This is a genomic window from Streptomyces sp. NPDC006134 (assembly GCF_040628835.1).
Classification (GTDB): domain Bacteria; phylum Actinomycetota; class Actinomycetes; order Streptomycetales; family Streptomycetaceae; genus Streptomyces.
In genome coordinates, this window is record NZ_JBEXTV010000019.1 from 103,127 (window position 1) to 120,790 (window position 17,664).

Below are 17,664 nucleotides of genomic sequence, written 5' to 3' on the forward strand. Positions count from 1 at the left end.
CCCGGATCGTTCCCCACCGAAAAGATGATCTTACCTATGGTGTTCTGATGGAAGCAGCGGAGGATTCGTGATATCGGAGGTAGGCCGACTGGCAGGCTGGTACCGGCATCTCCCTGCTGTGGCGCCCTCTCGGCCACGACCGCGTTGACGGCCGCGCCGCGCCTGTGCCCCGTGCCCGCCCGGGGCGGCAACGGCGGTCCGGAACCGGACACCCCACCCGCTGTCCTGGACCTCTATGCCTTCAGCGGCTCCTCGCCCTCACCCAAGAGCCACGTACAGGAGCCACGTACAGGAGTCAGGGGGAAGCTGGAGCGCGGTCCGACCGTGCCGGCGACCACATGGGCCAGAACCTCGCTCATCATCCGTGCGGCCTCGGCAGAGGCGGGCCGGGGCAGGGGCCCATCCCATGTTCACGGGCGCCAGCGCTCCGGTCCACGTCGGTGGACCGCGACCGTCCGGCGCTGGGAAGGGGAGCGGTGTCCGGGATGCCGTCGCCGACGAGCGCGGCGTGGACGCCGAGGTCGTGGTCGGGTCGGGTGGGACTCAGTTACCGGACGTCCGCCCTCGGCGCGGCACCTGGGGAGACTTCGCGGCCTCGGCCTCCGCCTTGGCGTCGCTCACCGCGGCGGCGGCCTGCTTCTCGGCCTCGTCGGCAGCCGTGGCGGCGTCGAGGGAAACCGTCGAGCCCACGTCGAGCTGCGGGATCCGGACGTCGTCCGACGCGTCGCCGACGTCGGCGGTGGCGTCCTCCTCGGCCGGTACCGGCTTGGCAGGGCCTGCCGTCGAGTCGTCACCGAACGCACGGGTGACGGTCCGCACCGCCTCGGTCAGCTCGCCCGGGATCACCCAGAACGTGTTGTTGTCGCTGCCGGCCAAGTGCGGCAGTGTCTCCAGGTACTTGTAGGCCAGGACCTTCGGGTCGGCATTGTTGCGATGGACGGCCTGGAAGACGAGTTCCACCGCCTTGGCCTCGCCGTCCGCCCGAAGGATCATGGCCTGTTGCGTGCCCTGGGCCTCCAGGATGTCCTTCTGCCTCGTGCCCTCCGCGGTAAGGATCTTGGCTTGCCGCTCCCCTTCGGCGTGCAGGATGGCCGCGCGCTTGTCACGCTCGGCCCGCATCTGCTTCTCCATCGCCTCCTTGATGGTGTGCGGTGGATCGATGGCCTTGATCTCGACCCGGTTGACCCGGATGCCCCACTTGCCGGTGGCGTCGTCGAGTACGGCGCGGAGCCGGGAGTTGATCTCCTCACGCGAGGTGAGCGTCTCCTCCAGATCCATGCTGCCGATGACGTTGCGCAGCGTGGTCACGGTGAGCTGGTCGATCGCCTGGAGGTAGTCGGCGACCTCGTAGGCCGCCGCCCGCGGGTCCGTGATCTGGTAGTAGAGCACGGTGTCGATGTTCACCACGAGGTTGTCCTCGGTGATCACCGGCCTGGGGTCGGACGAATAGACCTGCTCGCGCACGTCGAGCTTGGTGTTGATCCGGTCCGCCACGGGCACGACGAGGTTCAGGCCGGGCTGCAGCGTCCGGCGATAGCGGCCGAACCGCTCGATGTTGTAGCGCCGCGCCTGCGGGACGATCCGCACGGTGGAGGCCACGAGGAAGACGACGACGAGGGCCGCCACGAGAATGGTGATGACCACAGGGTCCACAGTGCCTCCGTTGCTGTCTGTTCAGCCGTTCACGGAAGGAGCTCGCGGGGGTAGACGACGGCCTTGGCACCGTCGATCTCCATGACATCCACCACCGCGCCCACCGGGATCACCAGGCTCTCGTCGAGGGCGCGGGCGGACCATTCTTCGCCGGAGAGCTTGATCAGGCCACGCGTCGCGGTGACCTCCTGCATGACCTCCGCCCGCTTGCCGATCAGCGCATCGCTGCCCTCGCGGACGAGGGGCTGCTCCGCCATGTGCCGCAGCGCGACGGGACGGACGATGAGGAGCCCCGCCGCCGCCGCTGCTCCGAGGGCCACGAGCTGTCCGAGAATGCCGATACCGAAACCAGCGACCACGGCGGCGACCAGCGCGGCGCCCGCCAGCAAGCCGAAGACCAGTGTCAGAGTGAAGAACTCCGCGGCACCCAGCGCCGCGGCGGTGAGCAGCCATACGAACCACGGCATGGAACCGCCCTCCTTCGGGGGGGCCTTCTCCACCACGCTACCTCCCGGAACGCTTGCCGGACAGACAGGGCATCCGGGTTCTCGCGCGGTGAGGCGTCCGCCCTGATCGGCGGAGAACACCCGGACCTGCCGCTGCGGTGTCGAGACGGACCGGTGCACCGGCTGCCCCCACCTGCCCGTCACGGCCGCCTTCGCGCCGGGGGAACGCCGTTCCCCGCCTCTCGGACACACACCCGAGCAGGGCGTACACCGCATCGGTGGTCACATCGGGGGACCATCGATCCACTGGTGTGTCGGCCTGCCGACGCGCCCGCGGTCTTCGGCGAGGGTTTGCACGACTGGAGAGACGGCATGGTGGAGGACGTGGGAGATGAGGGGCGTTGGCGGTCGGCGGCCGAGCCCGGTTTCTGGCGGCAGGTCGTCGGACGGCTGGGCACGGCCCTGATGGTGGTGGACCCCGCCGGACGGATCCTCGCGGTCAACCCGGCCGCCGAGCGCCTGCTGGGCCGTGCCGCCGCCGCGATGCTCGGGGAGGACGCACACGACCTGCTGCACCGGGACGCGGCCGGCGGCCTGATCCCCCGGGAGCAGTGCCCGCTGCTGCGGTCCCTGGCCGAGAAGGCCGAGGCACGGGGGGAGGGCGACCTCTGTCTGCGCGGTGACGGCCACCTGACCGCGATCTCCTGGTCCGCTTCCCCCCTGACGGACGACGGCACCTTCAAGGGCATGGCCGTGCTGTTGACCGACGCCGCCGACGACCGCAGCACGCGTCGGGAGCGTGCGGCCTATACGCGTGCTCTGGAGGACCTCACCGAGCGGCTGACGCTGGTCGCGGAGATCACCGACGTGCTCGGTCAGACGCTGGAGACCGACGAGGCCCTCGCCCGACTGGGCCGCCTGCTGGTTCCCCGCCTCGCCGACTGGGCGGCGGTGGACCTGCGCGGCGGTTCCGGACAGGTCCACCGTGTGGCGGTGACGGGCCCCGGGGGCCGGGACGCCGTGCAGGAGGGCTGGCGCGAGCGCCTGCCCGAGGCAGCCGAGGCGGTCCGCTCACCTCTGGTCCAGGCGCTGAACGGCGGTGATCCCGTCCTGCAGCGCGAGGCGGACATGGCCGCACCGGCCGGCTCCGGCCTGGCCGCCGTCCACAGCGGCTTCCTGCGGGCGGTGGGCGCGACATCCGCCATCACGGTGCCGCTGGGCTCCGCTCGTCAGGTCACCGGCGCCCTGACGCTGGTGCGCACCGACCCGGCGTCCCCCTTCGACGCCGGCGACCTGAAAGTGGTGGGGGACATCGGCCGCCGGGTCGGCCTGGTCATCGACAACGCCCGCCGGTTCGGCCGCCAGCGTGCCGTCGCCGAGGCCATGCAGCGCAACCTGCTCGCCCCGCTGCCCCGGCACGGCCGCCTGCGGCTGGCCGCCCGCTACCAGCCCGCCCCGGCCGGCTCCCAGGTCGGCGGCGACTGGTACGACGCCTTCGAGCTGAAGGACGGCACGCTCGCGCTGGTCATCGGCGACGTCGTGGGTCACGACCTCACGGCCGCGGCCGGCATGGCACAGCTGCACGGCATCCTGCGGTCACTGGCCTGGGACCACACCGGCCCGCCCGGTGCCGTCGTCGACCGCCTCGACGACGCCCTGCCCGCCATCACCACCGTCCCCATGGCCACCCTCGTCCTCGCCCTGCTCGAAGGCAGCCCGCACACCGGCCCGTGGACGCTGCGGTGGACCAGCGCCGGGCACCCGCCGCCCCTTCTGCTGACCCAGGACGGACAGGCGCAGTACCTCGAAGCCGGGCAGGGACTCCTCCTCGGCGCCGGTCCGGGCGCCGGTGGCGGCCGGCCGAACGCCGCGCGGTCCCTGCCACCGGGTTCCACCTTGCTGCTCTACACCGACGGCCTGATCGAAATCCCCGGCAGCGACCTCGACACCGGCCTCACCCGTCTGCGCCACCACGCCCTCGCGCTCGCCCGCGAACCGCTCGACACGCTGTGCGACCAACTGCTCGACCGCATGCCGCCCGGCAGCACCGACGACGTGGCCCTGCTCGCCCTGCGGCTGCCGTCGCCGTGAGAGCCGCACCGGCGCCGGCACGGGACGTGGCGCTCAGGTCTCGAGAACCAGGACGCGGAACGGACCGAGCGGGGCCGTCCGAGGTGTGCCGCCGTCGACGTAACGCCACCCCCAGGACCGCAGCGCCTCGACGGTCCTGTGGTCGGAGCGGTTCACCAGCGTGACGGCGACGGCGGCACCGTGGTCGGTGAGCAGCCGTTTCTGCAGTCGCCGGGCGAGGTTCCAGGCACGGTCCTGGTTCTGCCCGCGTACGCGGGACGGAACGTGGATGCCGGAGATCATGAAGAGGCGTCCGGAGGCGGCGAGCCGGCGCAGCCTCCCCGGAAGGTACCCGTCGAAGCCCTCCCACCCGGGACCGTCGCAGCGTACGGGGAACCCGTACGCACAGCCGGTCAGCGCGGTGGTCTCCGCGATCAGCAACTCGAATCCCGGTCGCCGTACGTCTGCCGCCCGAGGACAGGAATCGCGACATGACCCCGCCCGCCGGCACAGGCCCACCGTCCGGGGCCGCTGACCGCGCCCCGGCACGCCCGGAACGCACCTCCCGGGCCCGGAACGCACCTCCCGGGCCCTGTCCGGCTCGCCCTGCGCCCGCCGACGGGTTCCACCGAACGATCCGATCCTCCAGATGCGCATGAGCGAAGGCCCACGCGGCCGGCTCGTACGTTGTCGGCGCGCGAACGGAGAGGAGCGGTTCTCCGCGGCCCTGGAACACGTCTGTCGGAAGTCGTGCCCTTGGCGTGCCCGTAAGAACGGAGAACCACGGTCAACCACGGTGTGCCCCAGGCTGGAGGCATAGGGCTTGAAATCGCATAAAAGCAGGTCAGGCACCATGCACCCACGCAGCGCCGTCGCTTCCTGAGCTGAGAGCGCGAGTTCGATTCTCGTCACCCGCTCCATGCGAAACCCTCAGGTCATAGACCCGGGGGTTCTTTGTGTCTGGGTCACTGTGCGATCCTCGCACCACATCCGCACCATGAGGGCGCGGCTAGCTGCCGGTGGGCTTCTCCTTGAGAAGGCGGTAGGCCTTGGCGACAGTGCTCTCTTGGCTCTGGCGGTGCGGGACCGTTCTGCCCGCCGCTCACGGACGCGCGGGGCGGTGATTTCGTCCAGGTCGAGTTCCGCTTAGGAGCCCGACCGAACTTCCAGGCTAGGGGCTGCGGCCCGCCTCTGACGGGGGTGGTGACGGGCCGCGGTCCGTCACCGGCTCGGCCGGCGCGAGCCGGTGACGGGTCTGGTGCGGGCGGCCGTCTGGGTTCCCCAGCACACGACGGCCGCCCGGCCCACTGGCGCCGCGGTCACCTTTTCAGCGACGCCGGCGGGAGTTATCGCCCGGGCGGGCGCTCCGGGGCGGTCTGCCGCAGCGCCGAGGGGCGGCACGGCGTCGGGCAGACGTAGACGTCGGGCGCGGCCCCGGTCGGCGAGTCGACGACGATCCGCCGAGGGGTGCCCTGGATGGGTGCGTCGCAGCGTGCACAGATCACGGGTGACCTCCGGTCGGGGTGGGGAGCTTGGGACAGGTGGCGCCGCAGGTGTAGACGTCCACGTCCAGGACGTGCGCGCCGCTGCGGCCGCGGGCGCGGCCGGCGGGTACTCCACCGGCCCGCAGGAGAGAGGTGCCGCACCAGCAGCACGCCCAGCCAGTCCGCTGGTGGTACGTCAGGTCGGCGTACGGGGGCGGCTCGGGGAGGTTCATTTCGCCGGTCCGATCTGTGCCCACAGCCCGCACTCGTCGGTGGTGAGGCCGGTGCGGGCGGCGAGGCCGTTGACGATGGCCCAGCCGGGGCCGTGGCTGTAGAGCAGCGGCAGCGGGTCGGGGCCTTCCGCAGTGATGCGGATGCGGGTGTCAGCCGTGGAGAGGGTCATCTCGACGACGGGGGCGCCGGCGCCGAGCACGGCGACGTAGAGCTCGTGTGCGACGAGGGGGGCATCGGGGTGTGTCACGCGGCCGGCGGTCCACAGGCGGACGTGGCTGGCCTCGATGGGCTCGGCTTTGAAAGCCTTTCGCCATGTCTGTCCGGACTCGGGCATGGATATCCCCTGACGATGAGTGCTTATCTGTGTACAGATAGCGCTTATCTGTACGCAGATTGTCGCTGGGGTTGGTGCAGGTCAAGGGGAACGGGCCAGTATGTGTACTCAGATTGACGTGATCGCTCGACGGGGAGTCGCTGCCGTGGCACAGCCCGAGTACCTGCGCATCGCCGCCGACCTGCGCCACCGCATCGCCAGTGGCGAGTTCGGACCAGGCGACCAGATCCCGACGCTGCCCGACCTCTGCCGCGAGTACGGCGACGTCTCCCAGACCACGATCCGCAACGCGCTCGCCCTGCTGCGGAACGAAGGGCTGATCGAGACCCGGGCCCGCGCGGGCACCCGCGTCCGGCCCCGCCCTCCCACCCACCGGATGGCGGCCGACCGGTACCGCTCCACCCCGGGCGCCAAGACCACCCCCTACACACGGGATCAGGGCATCGGCTGGGCGGAGTACCGGCTCGACAAGAAATTCGAACGCGTCCAGGCGGACGCCGAGCTGGCCGCGCTCTTCGAGTGCGAGGCCGGCGAAAGGCTCCTCGCCCGGCACTTCGTCTTCTACGACAACGACCAGCCCACCCAGATGTCCACCAGCTATGTGCGCTGGTCCGACGTGGCCGGCACCCCGGTCGCCGACCCCATCAACGAGCCCTGGCCAGGCGGCACCCGCGCGCAGATGGCCAGCCTCGGCATCCGCATCACGCAGATCACCGAGAGCTTCACCGCAGCCATGCCGACCGAGGCGGAGGCAGCGACGCTGCGCATCGGCGCCGGCGTACCGGTGCTGCGGTACACACGTCGGCACATCGCCGACACCGGCCGCATCGTCGAGGTAGCCCACCCGATCGTGCGACGCGGCGACACCACCATCGTCGACTTCCGTATCGATCTGGACGACTGACTCCCCGGCATGACGAAGCCGCCCCCTGCACGCTCCACTGGGGCATGTGCAGGGGGCGTCCCGGGTTTTCCGGAAGGAGTGAGTCGGGCCCGCCGCTGGAGCCGGGACATCCTGCGCGACTCCCCTCTGGCCCAGGATGCCGAGCTGATCGTGAGCGAGCTGAGCACGAACGCGAACCACCACACGGCCAGCGGCTGGGAGCCCGGCAGCTTCCACCTGGCCGTCGCCCTCTCGGCTCAGGTGGTCGCGGTCTCGGTCACGGACGACGGCGGCGCAGCCACGGACCCCAAGGTCGAGCATCGGGACCAGGACACCGAACGCGGCCGGGGACCGGGCATGGCCAGCGCCCTCGCTCACCGGGTCGTCGTCCACGACACCGACCAGGGCCACACGACCCCCGCGGAGTTGTATGCCGACGTACGCCTGAGAGGCCGCCGGTACTGGTGGCATCATTCGACGCCTGCTCCGCTCCGCAGGCGGACCGTTGGGTAGCGGTCGCCCTTCGGACGATCTTCCTGGCACTGGACTCAGACGCCTCCGCCCAAGCATGAGAGTGGATGTACGACGGCCGCATCGACACCCGACGAGCCCTACTGCGGTCCGAACCATGCACGGTGTCATTGACGCACGTCAGCACCCGCATAACCTGGACGATCCGGCTGGTGTTCTTCCTGCCTCTCGCTCACCGTCAGGGCATCGAACTCCCGGCATGTGCGTACGACTTCACGCCAGGCTCGACGGAGTCAGTTACAACTTTCTCTACTGATTCAAGGGCGCTTCCGCCGCCCAAGGCGGCGTCGCGCGCCACTGAGGCCAAGGGCTTGATGGAATGGGCCCAGGCCGATCGGTCGGCTGACTGTCAGGGTGATCCGGCTGGAACACCTCGGGGCCCTGTCCGGCCCCGGTCCGGCCCGGACGAAACGCCCTAGCCGTAGACCACCGACCACGGGCGGGGGGAATCGTCCGGGGGACGCGGGCCTCCCTCGCGTCTCGGGGTCGCCGTGTGGTCGCGGGACAGGACGTCGGCCGCGAGTTCCGCGAAGCGGCGGGCGGCCGGGTGGGCTCCGCGGCCGGCGGGCCAGGCGCCGCCGATGCGCAGGGTGAGGGGACGGCCGGCCAGCGGCCGCCAGGCGACGCGGGGCTCCTTGCGGGCCACCGGCCCCTGGTCGAAGGCGACTCCGCGGCCCGCCGTCACGAGGGCCAGCAGGAACTCGGGGTTGGACGCGTGCCGCAGGCGGCCGGGTACGAAGCCTTCGGCGCGGCACACGTCGAGGATCCGGTCGTACCAGCCGGGTGCCTGCGCCCGGGGGAAGAGCACCAAGTCGTGGCCCGGCAGCTCGCCGAGCGACACCTCGGACAGCTGGACCAGCGGCGAGGTACGGGGCAGGACGACGCCCAGGGCCAGCGAGATCTCGGGGCCGAGCCGCAGGTCGGTGGCGTCGACGGGGTGGTGCACGAGCCCGACGTCCAGTCCGCCGGAGGAGAGCAGCCGTACCTGCTCCTCGGTGGTGACCTCCTGCAGGTCGACGGAGAGCTCCGGAGCGTGCTCCGCGCAGGCGGTCAGCAGTGCGGACAGCACGGCGGCCGTGGTGTCGGGCGGTACGCCCGCGCGGAGTGTGCCGAGGCCGCCGTCGGTGGCGCGGCGGGCCAGCGCGCGCAGCCTCTTCTCCCGGGCGAGGAGTTCGTGGGCCTCCTCCAGCAGTGCCGCCCCGGCGGCGCTCAGCCGGACGCCGCGCGGCGAGCGGTCGAACAACTCCACGCCGAGCTCCTTCTCCAGCCGGCGTATCGCCTGGCTGAGCGGGGGCTGCGCCATGCCCAGCCGCTCGGCGGCCCGGCTGAAGTGCAGCTCGTCGGCCACGGTGACGAAAAGACGGAGGTGGCGCAAGAGATCCACGGTCAGGATCGTACGGGAGTCCGGCGGGAGGGCGGCGAGGACTTCCATGCATGATCGTCCGGTCGGTATCTGCTGGTCGGGCCGCTCACCATCCGGTGACCGGAACGGATCGACGGCAAGGGGCACACAGTGATCGAGGAACGGATCCGGCAGGTCTTCGCCGGTGCGGGCGCCGAAGGGCAGTTGCACGTCGTCCCCCTTCACCCGCGGGCGGGGACCGCCGGGGAGGCCGGCGCGGAGCCGGGTCCCCGCGAGGTCGCCGTGGGCGCCGACGACCCCGTCGTGATCGCCTCGATCTTCAAGGTGCTGCTGGCGCTGGAGTACGCCCGGCAGGTCGTCGCCGGCCAGCTCGACCCGCGCGAGCGGGTGCGGGTGACCGCGGCCGACCGGCTCGGCGGCTGGGGCACCGCCGGCTGTCTGGACGACGTCGAACTGTCCCTGCGCGACCTGGCCCACTTCGCGATGTCCGTCAGTGACAACACGGCGGCCGACCTGCTGCTGGCCCGCGTCGGCCTGGACACCGTACGCCTGCTCGCGAAGGAACTCGGGCTGGAACGGACGCGGATCGTGGGCGGCCCGCGCGACCTGCTGGAGTCGATGTTCGCGGAGGTCGGGGCGCGTGACGAGCGCGAGTTCGCCGTCCGCTACCCCGCCCTGCCGGACGACCGCAGGAGAGGGCTGGCCGTACTGGATCCCCGCCACACCACGGCGAGCACCCCCCGCGAGATCACCCGGTTGCTCCGGCTCGTCTGGGACGACGCCGCCGGGCCTCCGGAAGCCTGCGCGCTCGTCCGGGACCTGATGGGACGCCAGGTGTTCCGGCACCGCCTGGTGTCGGGCTTCCCGGACGACGTCACGATCGCGGCCAAGACCGGAACCCTGCCGGGGCTGCACATGGAGGCGGGCGTCGCCCGCTACCCCGACGGCGCGCACTACGCGATCGCCGTCTTCGCCCGCACCCGGGACCTGGCCGCCTCCCGCCCCACGGTGGACGCCGCGATCGGGCGAGCCGCGAGGATCGCGGTCGGCTTCCTCCGGGAAAGCGGCGACCGCCGGTGAGCAGGCCGCATATGCGTTCACGTATCACTCGCGCCGAACTCTGGTCTTGGACAAGGGAGTTCACGCCTTGATCTCCTGACGCCATGAACCAGGACACACATGTCACGGACAGGACGGACAGGCCGGGCGTACCCTCCGGCCACGGGCTCGGCCGGCGCGCGGTGCTGCGCGGTGCCGCGCTCGGCGCGGCCTTGCCGCTGGTCCCGGCCATGACCGCCACCGCCACCGCCGCTGCCTCGGCCGGGGACGGCGACCGGCGCCGCGGCCCGGCCGCGGGCGCGGGCGCGGCGACGTTCCGCTGGCTCGGCACCGCCGGCTGGCGTATCGACGTGGGCGGCCGGACCGTGCTCTTCGACCCCTACCTCACCCGCTTCCCCACGGGCCTGTTCGACGGCGCCTTCGACCCGCGGACCCCCCTGCGGACCCGGCCGGAGATCGTGGACGCGCACATCGGCCGCCCCGAGCTCGTCCTGGTCAGCCACTCCCACTGGGACCACCTCGCCGACGTGCCCCATATCGCCAGGACCACCGGCGCCCGCGTGGTCGGCACCGAGACCACGTACCACCTGCTGGTCTCCCTGGGGGTGGACGCGGGACAGATCTCCGTGGTGAAGGGCGGCGAGGTGCTGGACTTCGAGGGGATCACCGTCGAGGTCGTGCCGAGCCTGCACAGCCGCAACAAGAAGCACTCCTACTTCGCCCCGGGCACGCTGAACTCCCCGCCCGCGACGGTCCCGAGCACCATCGCGGACCTGCCCGAGGGCGACACCCTCGCCTTCCAGGTGACCGCCGGGGCCGGCGGTCCGGCGGCGTTCCTCATGGGGGCCAGTGACTTCTCCGAGCGGGCGGTGCACGGTCTGCGCCCCGACCTCGCGATGATCGCCGTGCCCGCCGGCACGGCGACCGCCCGCTACGTGCCCCGGCTGCTGCGCGCGCTGGACGACCCCGGCGTCGTCGTGCCCGTCCACTGGGACAACTTCGAGACGCCGCTGAGCGGTTCGCCCGTACGGGACCCGGCGATGGACCTGGACGCGTTCCTCGCCCAGGTCGGGAAGGTGTCCCCGGCGGCGCGGGTCGTCCTCCCGGACTACCGGACCGTGTACGACGGCGACCTGCGCCCCGTGGGGGAATAGCGGGTCACTGCGCCATGCGTGCGCACGATCGCGACGGCACCGCCCGGCCGGTCCGCGGGCCGAGAGCCCCCGAGCACGGCGGTGGCCGCGTCGGCACCGTGCTTTCCGGGCCCGCCGGGGACGTGGGGACGGGCGGCGCGGCCGGCCGTCCCCGGTGACCAGCGGCCGGGGCGCCCCCGGTGACCAGCGGCCGGCCGTCCCCGGTGACCAGCGGCCGGGGCGCCCCCGGTGACCAGCGGCCGGGTCGCCGCCGGGGTCAAAGGCCGCCCGCGTCCCCGTGGTCGCTGTGCCACTGCGGGGTGGCCACGCCCGCGAGGACGACCTTCACGACGTCCTCCGCGAGGGTCGGCGTGAAGGGCAGATGGCCGAAGAGCACCCGGTAGTAGGCGGTGGAGGCCAGCATGTCGAGCAGCAGGTCGATGTCGGCGTCGGCACGGATGTCGCCGCGCTCGATGCCCCGCCGCAGGGCGGCGGCGGTGGCGGCGCGGCGCGGGTGGAAGAACTCGTTCAGGAACTGCGACTCCAGTTCCGGGTCGTCGGCCAGGTCCGCGATCAGTGCGGGCAGCGCGCGGCGTCCGACGGTGGCGGTGAAGGCGTCGCTCAGGGTGCGGATGCCGGCGATGAGGTCGCAGTGGGTGCAGCCGGTGTCGGGGGTGGGTGAGGAACCCATCGTCTGCACGAGCGCGCTGACCACGAGGTGCTGCCGCGAGCGCCAGCGGCGGCGCAGGGTCGGCTTGCTGGTGCCGGCCCGGGCGGCGACCGCCTCCAGGGTGAGCCGGCCGTAGCCGACCTCGTTGAGGATCTCCAGCACGGCGCTCCGTACGGCGGCGTCAATGCGTTCGTCGCGCGGGCGGCCCCGCGAGCGCTGCGCCGTGAGCAGATCGCCGCCCTCCGTGCCCTGTGGTGTGTTCACCACGCCTCCCTTACCTTTATGATTCCGTTCCGAGTCGAAAAGTAATTCTCTCACGCGAGGTGACCTCATGTCCCAGCACGTCGAAGAGTTACCGGAAGACCTGGGCGGGCCCAAGACCAAGGCGGAGAGCGTCTTCTCCGCCCCGTACCGGTCGCTCAGCCTCGGCGTGGTCCTGTCCGTGGGCATGGTCGCGTTCGAGTCCCTGGGTGTCGCCACCGTCCTGCCCGGCATCGCCCGGGACCTGGACGGACTCGGTGCCTACGGGTGGGGACTGTCCGCGCTGATGCTCGCGAACATCATCGGCACCGTACTCGCCGGGCGGACCGCCGACCTGCGCGGCCCGTGGGCCCCGGCGGCGGCCGGCATGGCCGTCTTCGCCGGGGGCTGCGCGCTGGCCGGCGCGGCCGGCTCCTGGCCGCTGTTCCTGGCCGGCCGCTTCCTCCAGGGCCTGGGCGTGGGCGCCGTGATGGCCATGGCCTACACGGTGATCGGCCTGGCCTACCCCGAACACCTGCGGGCGAGGATGTTCGCCCTGCTCTCCTCGGCCTGGACGATCCCGTCGCTGGTCGGCCCGGTGGTGGCGGGCACCCTCTCGGACAGCACCACGTGGCGCGCGGTGTTCCTGCTGATGCTGCCGATCGTGGCGGTCGCCGCGCTGCTCGCCCTGCCCGGTCTGCGCCGCCTCGAACGCCCCCGGGGCGAACGGAAGGCGGCCCCGGCCGAGCCGTGGTGGAAAGGCCCGCTGGCCGGCTCCGTGCTGCTGACGGCGGGCACCGGCGTGCTGCTCCAGGCCCTGCTGCTGGAGAACCTGCTCCTGCTCGTCGTCCTCGCGGTGGCCGGCGCCGCCGTCGCCGTGCCGGCGCTGCGCCGGGTCACTCCCGAGGGGACCCTGACGGCGCGTCCCGGACCGGGCGCCGGTGTGGTGATCAGGGCCCTGCTGTGCGGGGTGTACTTCGGCAGCGAGGCCTACCTGCCCCTGGGCCTGCAGGAGCTGCGCGGGCAGAGCGCGTGGGCCGCCGGTCTCGGCCTGTCGGCGGGCGCCATCACCTGGGTGCTGGGGTCGGCCTGGCAGGCCAGGCGGGACGCCGCCCCGGGCGGGCGGGTCGCCGGTGTGGCCCTCGGCTTCGCCGTCCTGCTGGCCGGTGTGGGCCTGATCGCGTCGGCGATCCTGACCACCGCCGTCCCGGCGTGGACCGGGGTCCTGGGATGGGCCGTCGGCGGTGTCGGCATGGGGGTGGCGTTCAACGCCGCCACCACCGACACGCTGGCGCAGGCCCCGGCCGAGCGGCAGGGCGAGGTGAGCGGGGCGCTCCAGCTCGCGCAGACCCTGGCCACGGGTGTGATCGCCGGTCTGGGCGGCGCGGCCCTGGCCGTCTCGGAGCACTACGGCGCGGGCATCCGGGTCGCGCTCGGCTCCCTGTTCGGCTTCACCGCGCTGCTCGCTCTGACCGGCGTCATGCTCGCCCGGCGTCTGCGGGCCCCGGCCGCCGCCGGGTGACGGAGCCCCCGGCCCCGTGAGCCCGGGCGCCGCCCGCCGCGGCCGGATCGGGGTCCGGCACCGCGTCCCCGGTGAGGTGCCCTGTCCGGCGCTGCGCGCGGAGCACGGCGCGGGCCGCCGCGCGGATCTCCTCGTCGATCTCCAACCCGGTGGTCAGGACCTGGAGCAGCCGGGTCCGCCATACGTCGGGGTCCGTGTCGTACGCGTCCAGCACCCGTACGCCGTAGCCGCCCCGTACGCCGTAGCCGCCCCGTACGCCGTCACCACCCCGTACGCCGTCACCACCCCGCGCACCGTCACCACCCCGCGCACCGTCACCACCCCGCGCACCGTCACCACCCCGTACACCGTCACCACCCCGTACACCGTCACCACCCCGCGCACCGTCTCCGCCACTGGTCAGCCGTCGGCGTACCGCCTCCCGCAGCGCGGCGTGGAGGTCGTGGACGACTCCGCGTGGGGTGCCGGTGAGTCCAGCCGCCGCCCCCGTGGCCAACGCGGTGGCCACCAACTCCGCATCGGTCACTCGGTCCTCCTTCGGTTGTGCGGGTTGTGCGATGTCGCGGCCTCACTCTGGCGGGGCGTGCTGCAATGCTGATGAATTCGCGATGACCTGGACGACGTGGGGGAGCGGAGGCTTCGGGTGGGCGAGGGATCTCCTCAGCCGCTTCGGTTCGAGGTGCTCGGGCCGTTACGGGCATGGCGGGACGGAGCGCCGCTGGAGCTGGGGCCGGTCAAGCGGCAGGCCGTGCTGGCCGCGCTGCTGCTGAACCGGGGGGCCGTGGTGAGTCATGAGCGGCTGCTCGACGCGGTGTGGGGGCCGGAGCCACCCGCGGGCGGCCGCAAGGTGCTGCCCACCCACGTCAACGCGCTGCGCAGAGCGCTCGATCCCGACGGCACCCCGCCCGCGGAGTCGGTGATCCGCAGTGGCAAGGGCTGGTACCGCTTCGTCGTCGAGGGGGTCCGGCTCGACACGGAGGAACTGGACGAGCGGGGCGACGCGGCACTGCGCACCGCCGCGTCCGGCGACCTGGCCGCCGCGGCCGACCGGCTGTCCGCCGCCCTCGGGCTGTTCCGGGGCGAGCCACTGGCCGGGCTGCCGGGGCCGTTCGCGCGGGACGAACGGCAGCGGTGGGAGGAGCGCCGGCGGGCGCTCCGGCGGGAGCGGCTCACCTGCCTGGTCCTGCTGGGACGGTTCGGCGAGGCCCTCGACGACCTCGGCGGGCTGCCGGCGTCCTCGGCGGCCGACCGCTACGACGAGTCGCTGAGGGCCTTGCGCATGCGGGCCCTGTACGGCTGCGGACGTCAGGCGGAGGCTCTCCATGCCTACGAGGAGATGCGCGTACGACTGCGTGACGAGCTCGGAGCCGATCCCGGCGAGGAGCTGCGCCGGGTGCACGAAGCGGTGCTGCGCCAGGACGATGCCTTCCTGCTTCCGCCCCCGCGGACCTCCCCCGGGCCGCGCGGAAACACCGTGCCCGCCGAACTCCCCCACGACGCTCCGGGCTTCGTCGGCCGCACCGGTGAACTCGCCCGGCTCCACGCCCTGCTCCCACCCGGACAGGACGGTCAGGGGCCGGCGAACACCGTCGTCATCTCGGCCATCGGTGGCGCGGCCGGCGTCGGCAAGACCGCACTGGCCGTGCACTGGGCCCACCGGGTCCGTGACCGCTTCCCGGACGGCCAGCTCTACGTCAACCTCCACGGCTTCGACCACGACCGCCGCCCCCTCGAACCCGGCGAGGCCCTCGAACTGCTGCTGCGCAGCCTGGGCCTCGCGGCCTCGGAGATCCCCCCGCACCACGAGGCCCAGGGCCGCGTCTTCCGCACCCTGCTGGCCGGCCGGCGCATGCTCGTGCTCCTGGACAACGCCGCCTCCGCCGATCAAGTACGGCCGCTGCTGCCGTCCAGCCCGACCTGCTGCGTCCTCGTCACCAGCCGCAACCGCCTCGGCGACCTCGTCGCCCGCGACGGCGCCCACGCCCTGCCCCTGGACCTCCTCCAGCCGGACGAGGCCCGCGCACTCCTGAGCCGGACCCTCGGCGCGGACCGGGCCGGCGACGACGGCCACGCGATCGACGCACTGGTCCGGCTCTGCGGTGGCCTCCCCCTGGCCCTGCGCGTGGCCGCCGCCAGGCTGGCGGGTGATCCGGCCCTGCGGACAGCCGACCTGGTCGCCGAGATGACCGCGGGCAGCAGGCTGGAGGCGCTGGAACCGGACGGCGACGCCGGATCGCCCCTGCGTACGGCCTTCTCGGTGTCGTACCGGGCCCTGGCGCCCGGGGCGCGCCGGCTGTTCCGGCTGCTCGGGCTGTTTCCGGGAGCGGACTTCACCGCCGAGGCCGCGGCGGCCCTCCTGGCCACGTCCTGCACGCAGGCCCGTCGTCTGCTCGGCGTCCTGGCCTCGGCGCACCTGATCGAACCCACGACGGCGGGCCGGTACCGGTTCCACGACCTCCTTCGCGTGTACGCGCAGGAGCTGGCGCTGGCAAAGGACACGGCGGCGGAGCGCGGCGCTGCGCTGGAACGGCTTCTGATCTGGTACCTGCACGCTGTGCGCGCCACCGCGGGGACCTCGTTCTTCCCGGAACTGCCCCCCGGTCTCCGGCCCGCCGGACACCCGGGCACACCGGCGGCCACCGCACCCGGGCAGTGGCTGGAGGCGGAACGATCGAATCTGCTCGCCGTCATCGGCCATGCCGGCCGCCACGGCCCCCGCCCCGTCGCCTGGCACCTGGTCTCCTCGCTGTTCGGCCACTTCTGGATCCATCTGCCGCGGAAGACCTGGCTGGCCGTCGCACAGACGGCACTGGAGGCGGCCGAGGCCGAGAAGGACCTGTACGGCCAGTCCGCGACGCACTTCAGCCTCGCGGCGGCCCGGTGGGACCGGGGCCATGTCCGGCAGGCGATGGAGCACGCCACCCGCGCACTCGCCATCAGCCGGGACATCGGCTGGGCGACGGGCGAGGCGGCGGCCCTCGGCCTCAAGGGCTTCGCGGAATGGAGCATGGCGCGCCTGGACAGGGCGTACGGCGACTTCACCGCCGGCCTGCGCATCTTCCATGAGACCGGGAACCGTTCCTTCGAGGGATTCGGGCTGGTCGGCCTCGGCATGGCCTGCCGGGACCTGGGCCGGCTGCACGAGGCCGCCGGTCACCTCGAACGCGCCGTCGGCCTCGGTGCGGAGTTCGGCCAGTGGGACAACAGCTCGGCCGTGCAGGTGCTGGGCGGGGTGTACTGGGAACTCGGCCGTCTCGCCGACGGACTCGGCCTCCTCGGCCCGGCGGCGGCCTCGGGCAAAGGGGCCGGTTTCCGCGACGGCCGTGCGCTGATGCTCGACGCCATCGCGAAGATCAGCCTCGAACTCGGCCATCCCGAGGAAGGTCTGGATCAGGCCGAGCGGGCCCTGGCCATGGTCAGGGACACGAAGCGGTACTGGATCCAGGCCGGCATCCTCAACACGGTCGCCGCCGCCCGCCGGAAGCTGGCGCGTCCGGACCTGGCTCTCCAGGCCGACGGGCAGGCGCTCGCCCTGGCCCGCAAAGCGATGTTCAGACGCGCCGAGGCCGACACCCTCCTGAGCCTCTCCCTCACCCACCACCACCTGGGCCGGCCCGACGAGGCCCGCGCCCACGCCGGACAGGCGCTGCGCCTGGCCCGCGCCCACTCCTTCCGCGTGGTGGAGGGCCAGGTCCTGACGGCCCTCTCCGCGATGGCCCCCACCCCAGACGTCGAGCTCGCCCAGGCGGCCCTGGCCATCCACCGCGAGACCGGCCACCGGCTCGGCGAGGCCCGCGCCCTCGGAGCGCTCGCCCGCGCCCTCCGGAACTCCGACGGCGATGCCGCCGGACTGCTGAGGCAGCAGGCACGGGACCTCTTCTCGGACATCGGCGTGCCCGAGAAGGAGTACGAGGGTCTCTGCCGGTGACAGGCCCGCGGCCGCCGGTTCCAGGTGCGCCCCGGAGGAAGCGGGATTCCGCCCGTGAGCAGCCCGGCTACAACCCTCGCCGCCCGTCGCGAGTCAAAGACGCCGCAATGAGGT

Annotated in this window: 15 protein-coding genes and 1 pseudogene; 9 read left to right on the forward strand and 7 right to left on the reverse strand. The window is 72.8% G+C overall.

Features of this window, described 5'->3' with window-relative positions:
• Nucleotides 1-543: 543 nt before the first annotated feature.
• Together ABZ340_RS15295 and ABZ340_RS15300 are read right to left on the reverse strand one after the other, a co-directional pair.
• On the reverse strand, nucleotides 544-1,653 hold the full coding sequence (locus ABZ340_RS15295; protein ID WP_358782251.1) for an SPFH domain-containing protein: 1,110 nt from the start codon (nucleotides 1,651-1,653) through the stop codon (nucleotides 544-546).
• A 29-nt stretch (nucleotides 1,654-1,682) separates the two neighbouring features.
• Nucleotides 1,683-2,120: an NfeD family protein gene (locus tag ABZ340_RS15300; protein ID WP_358782252.1), complete on the reverse strand. Its 438-nt coding sequence runs from the start codon at nucleotides 2,118-2,120 to the stop codon at nucleotides 1,683-1,685.
• A 351-nt stretch (nucleotides 2,121-2,471) separates the two neighbouring features.
• Here ABZ340_RS15300 and ABZ340_RS15305 point away from each other — a divergent pair, with 351 nt between their 5' ends.
• A complete protein-coding gene (locus ABZ340_RS15305) occupies nucleotides 2,472-4,190 on the forward strand; it encodes a SpoIIE family protein phosphatase (protein WP_358782253.1) in 1,719 nt (572 codons plus the stop codon).
• A 33-nt stretch (nucleotides 4,191-4,223) separates the two neighbouring features.
• Here the strand turns inward: ABZ340_RS15305 and ABZ340_RS15310 are convergent, their stop codons facing one another.
• From ABZ340_RS15310 to ABZ340_RS15320, 3 genes are all read right to left on the reverse strand, one after another.
• Complete coding sequence (locus ABZ340_RS15310; protein WP_358782254.1) at nucleotides 4,224-4,610, reverse strand: hypothetical protein; 387 nt, start codon at nucleotides 4,608-4,610, stop codon at nucleotides 4,224-4,226.
• Between the two features lie 1,060 nt (nucleotides 4,611-5,670).
• Nucleotides 5,671-5,886, reverse strand: coding sequence for a hypothetical protein (locus ABZ340_RS15315; protein ID WP_358782255.1), 216 nt, complete (start codon nucleotides 5,884-5,886; stop codon nucleotides 5,671-5,673).
• Complete coding sequence (locus tag ABZ340_RS15320; protein ID WP_358782256.1) at nucleotides 5,883-6,134, reverse strand: hypothetical protein; 252 nt, start codon at nucleotides 6,132-6,134, stop codon at nucleotides 5,883-5,885. Before ABZ340_RS15320 ends, ABZ340_RS15315 begins: the two co-directional genes overlap by 4 nt.
• A 232-nt stretch (nucleotides 6,135-6,366) precedes the next feature.
• On the opposite strand from ABZ340_RS15320, the gene ABZ340_RS15325 reads away from it, so the two are divergent.
• The 3 genes and pseudogenes from ABZ340_RS15325 to ABZ340_RS15335 all read left to right on the forward strand — a co-directional run.
• On the forward strand, nucleotides 6,367-7,125 hold the full coding sequence (locus tag ABZ340_RS15325; RefSeq protein WP_358782257.1) for a GntR family transcriptional regulator: 759 nt from the start codon (nucleotides 6,367-6,369) through the stop codon (nucleotides 7,123-7,125).
• Between the two features lie 9 nt (nucleotides 7,126-7,134).
• Nucleotides 7,135-7,617: an ATP-binding protein gene (locus ABZ340_RS15330; RefSeq protein ID WP_358782258.1), complete on the forward strand. Its 483-nt coding sequence runs from the start codon at nucleotides 7,135-7,137 to the stop codon at nucleotides 7,615-7,617.
• Nucleotides 7,560-7,856: pseudogene (locus ABZ340_RS15335) on the forward strand (hypothetical protein); the annotation flags it as partial. The gene ABZ340_RS15330 and the pseudogene ABZ340_RS15335, both read left to right, overlap by 58 nt.
• A gap of 194 nt (nucleotides 7,857-8,050) precedes the next feature.
• Here the strand turns inward: ABZ340_RS15335 and ABZ340_RS15340 are convergent.
• A complete protein-coding gene (locus ABZ340_RS15340) occupies nucleotides 8,051-9,010 on the reverse strand; it encodes a LysR family transcriptional regulator (RefSeq protein ID WP_358782276.1) in 960 nt (319 codons plus the stop codon).
• Nucleotides 9,011-9,148: 138 nt separating this feature from the next.
• Between ABZ340_RS15340 and ABZ340_RS15345 the strand changes: the two genes are divergently transcribed.
• Together ABZ340_RS15345 and ABZ340_RS15350 are read left to right on the forward strand one after the other, a co-directional pair.
• Nucleotides 9,149-10,078, forward strand: coding sequence for a serine hydrolase (locus ABZ340_RS15345; RefSeq protein ID WP_358782259.1), 930 nt, complete (start codon nucleotides 9,149-9,151; stop codon nucleotides 10,076-10,078).
• Nucleotides 10,079-10,161: 83 nt separating this feature from the next.
• Nucleotides 10,162-11,211, forward strand: a complete 1,050-nt coding sequence (locus ABZ340_RS15350; protein ID WP_358782260.1) for an MBL fold metallo-hydrolase — start codon at nucleotides 10,162-10,164, stop codon at nucleotides 11,209-11,211.
• 256 nt (nucleotides 11,212-11,467) lie between these two features.
• Here ABZ340_RS15350 and ABZ340_RS15355 read toward each other — a convergent pair whose 3' ends face one another.
• Nucleotides 11,468-12,124 (reverse strand): TetR/AcrR family transcriptional regulator, encoded by a 657-nt coding sequence (locus ABZ340_RS15355; protein WP_358782261.1) that lies wholly within the window; start codon nucleotides 12,122-12,124, stop codon nucleotides 11,468-11,470.
• 67 nt (nucleotides 12,125-12,191) lie between these two features.
• On the opposite strand from ABZ340_RS15355, the gene ABZ340_RS15360 reads away from it, so the two are divergent.
• The 3 genes from ABZ340_RS15360 to ABZ340_RS15370 are packed head-to-tail and all read left to right on the forward strand — an operon-like array spanning nucleotide 12,192 to nucleotide 17,550.
• Nucleotides 12,192-13,622: an MFS transporter gene (locus tag ABZ340_RS15360; RefSeq protein ID WP_358782262.1), complete on the forward strand. Its 1,431-nt coding sequence runs from the start codon at nucleotides 12,192-12,194 to the stop codon at nucleotides 13,620-13,622.
• Nucleotides 13,623-13,638: 16 nt separating this feature from the next.
• Nucleotides 13,639-14,220 carry a hypothetical protein gene (locus ABZ340_RS15365; protein WP_358782263.1) on the forward strand — a complete coding sequence of 194 codons (582 nt, stop codon included), beginning with the start codon at nucleotides 13,639-13,641 and terminating at the stop codon, nucleotides 14,218-14,220.
• A gap of 45 nt (nucleotides 14,221-14,265) precedes the next feature.
• A complete protein-coding gene (locus ABZ340_RS15370) occupies nucleotides 14,266-17,550 on the forward strand; it encodes a BTAD domain-containing putative transcriptional regulator (RefSeq protein ID WP_358782264.1) in 3,285 nt (1,094 codons plus the stop codon).
• The last annotated feature ends 114 nt before the right edge of the window (nucleotides 17,551-17,664 follow it).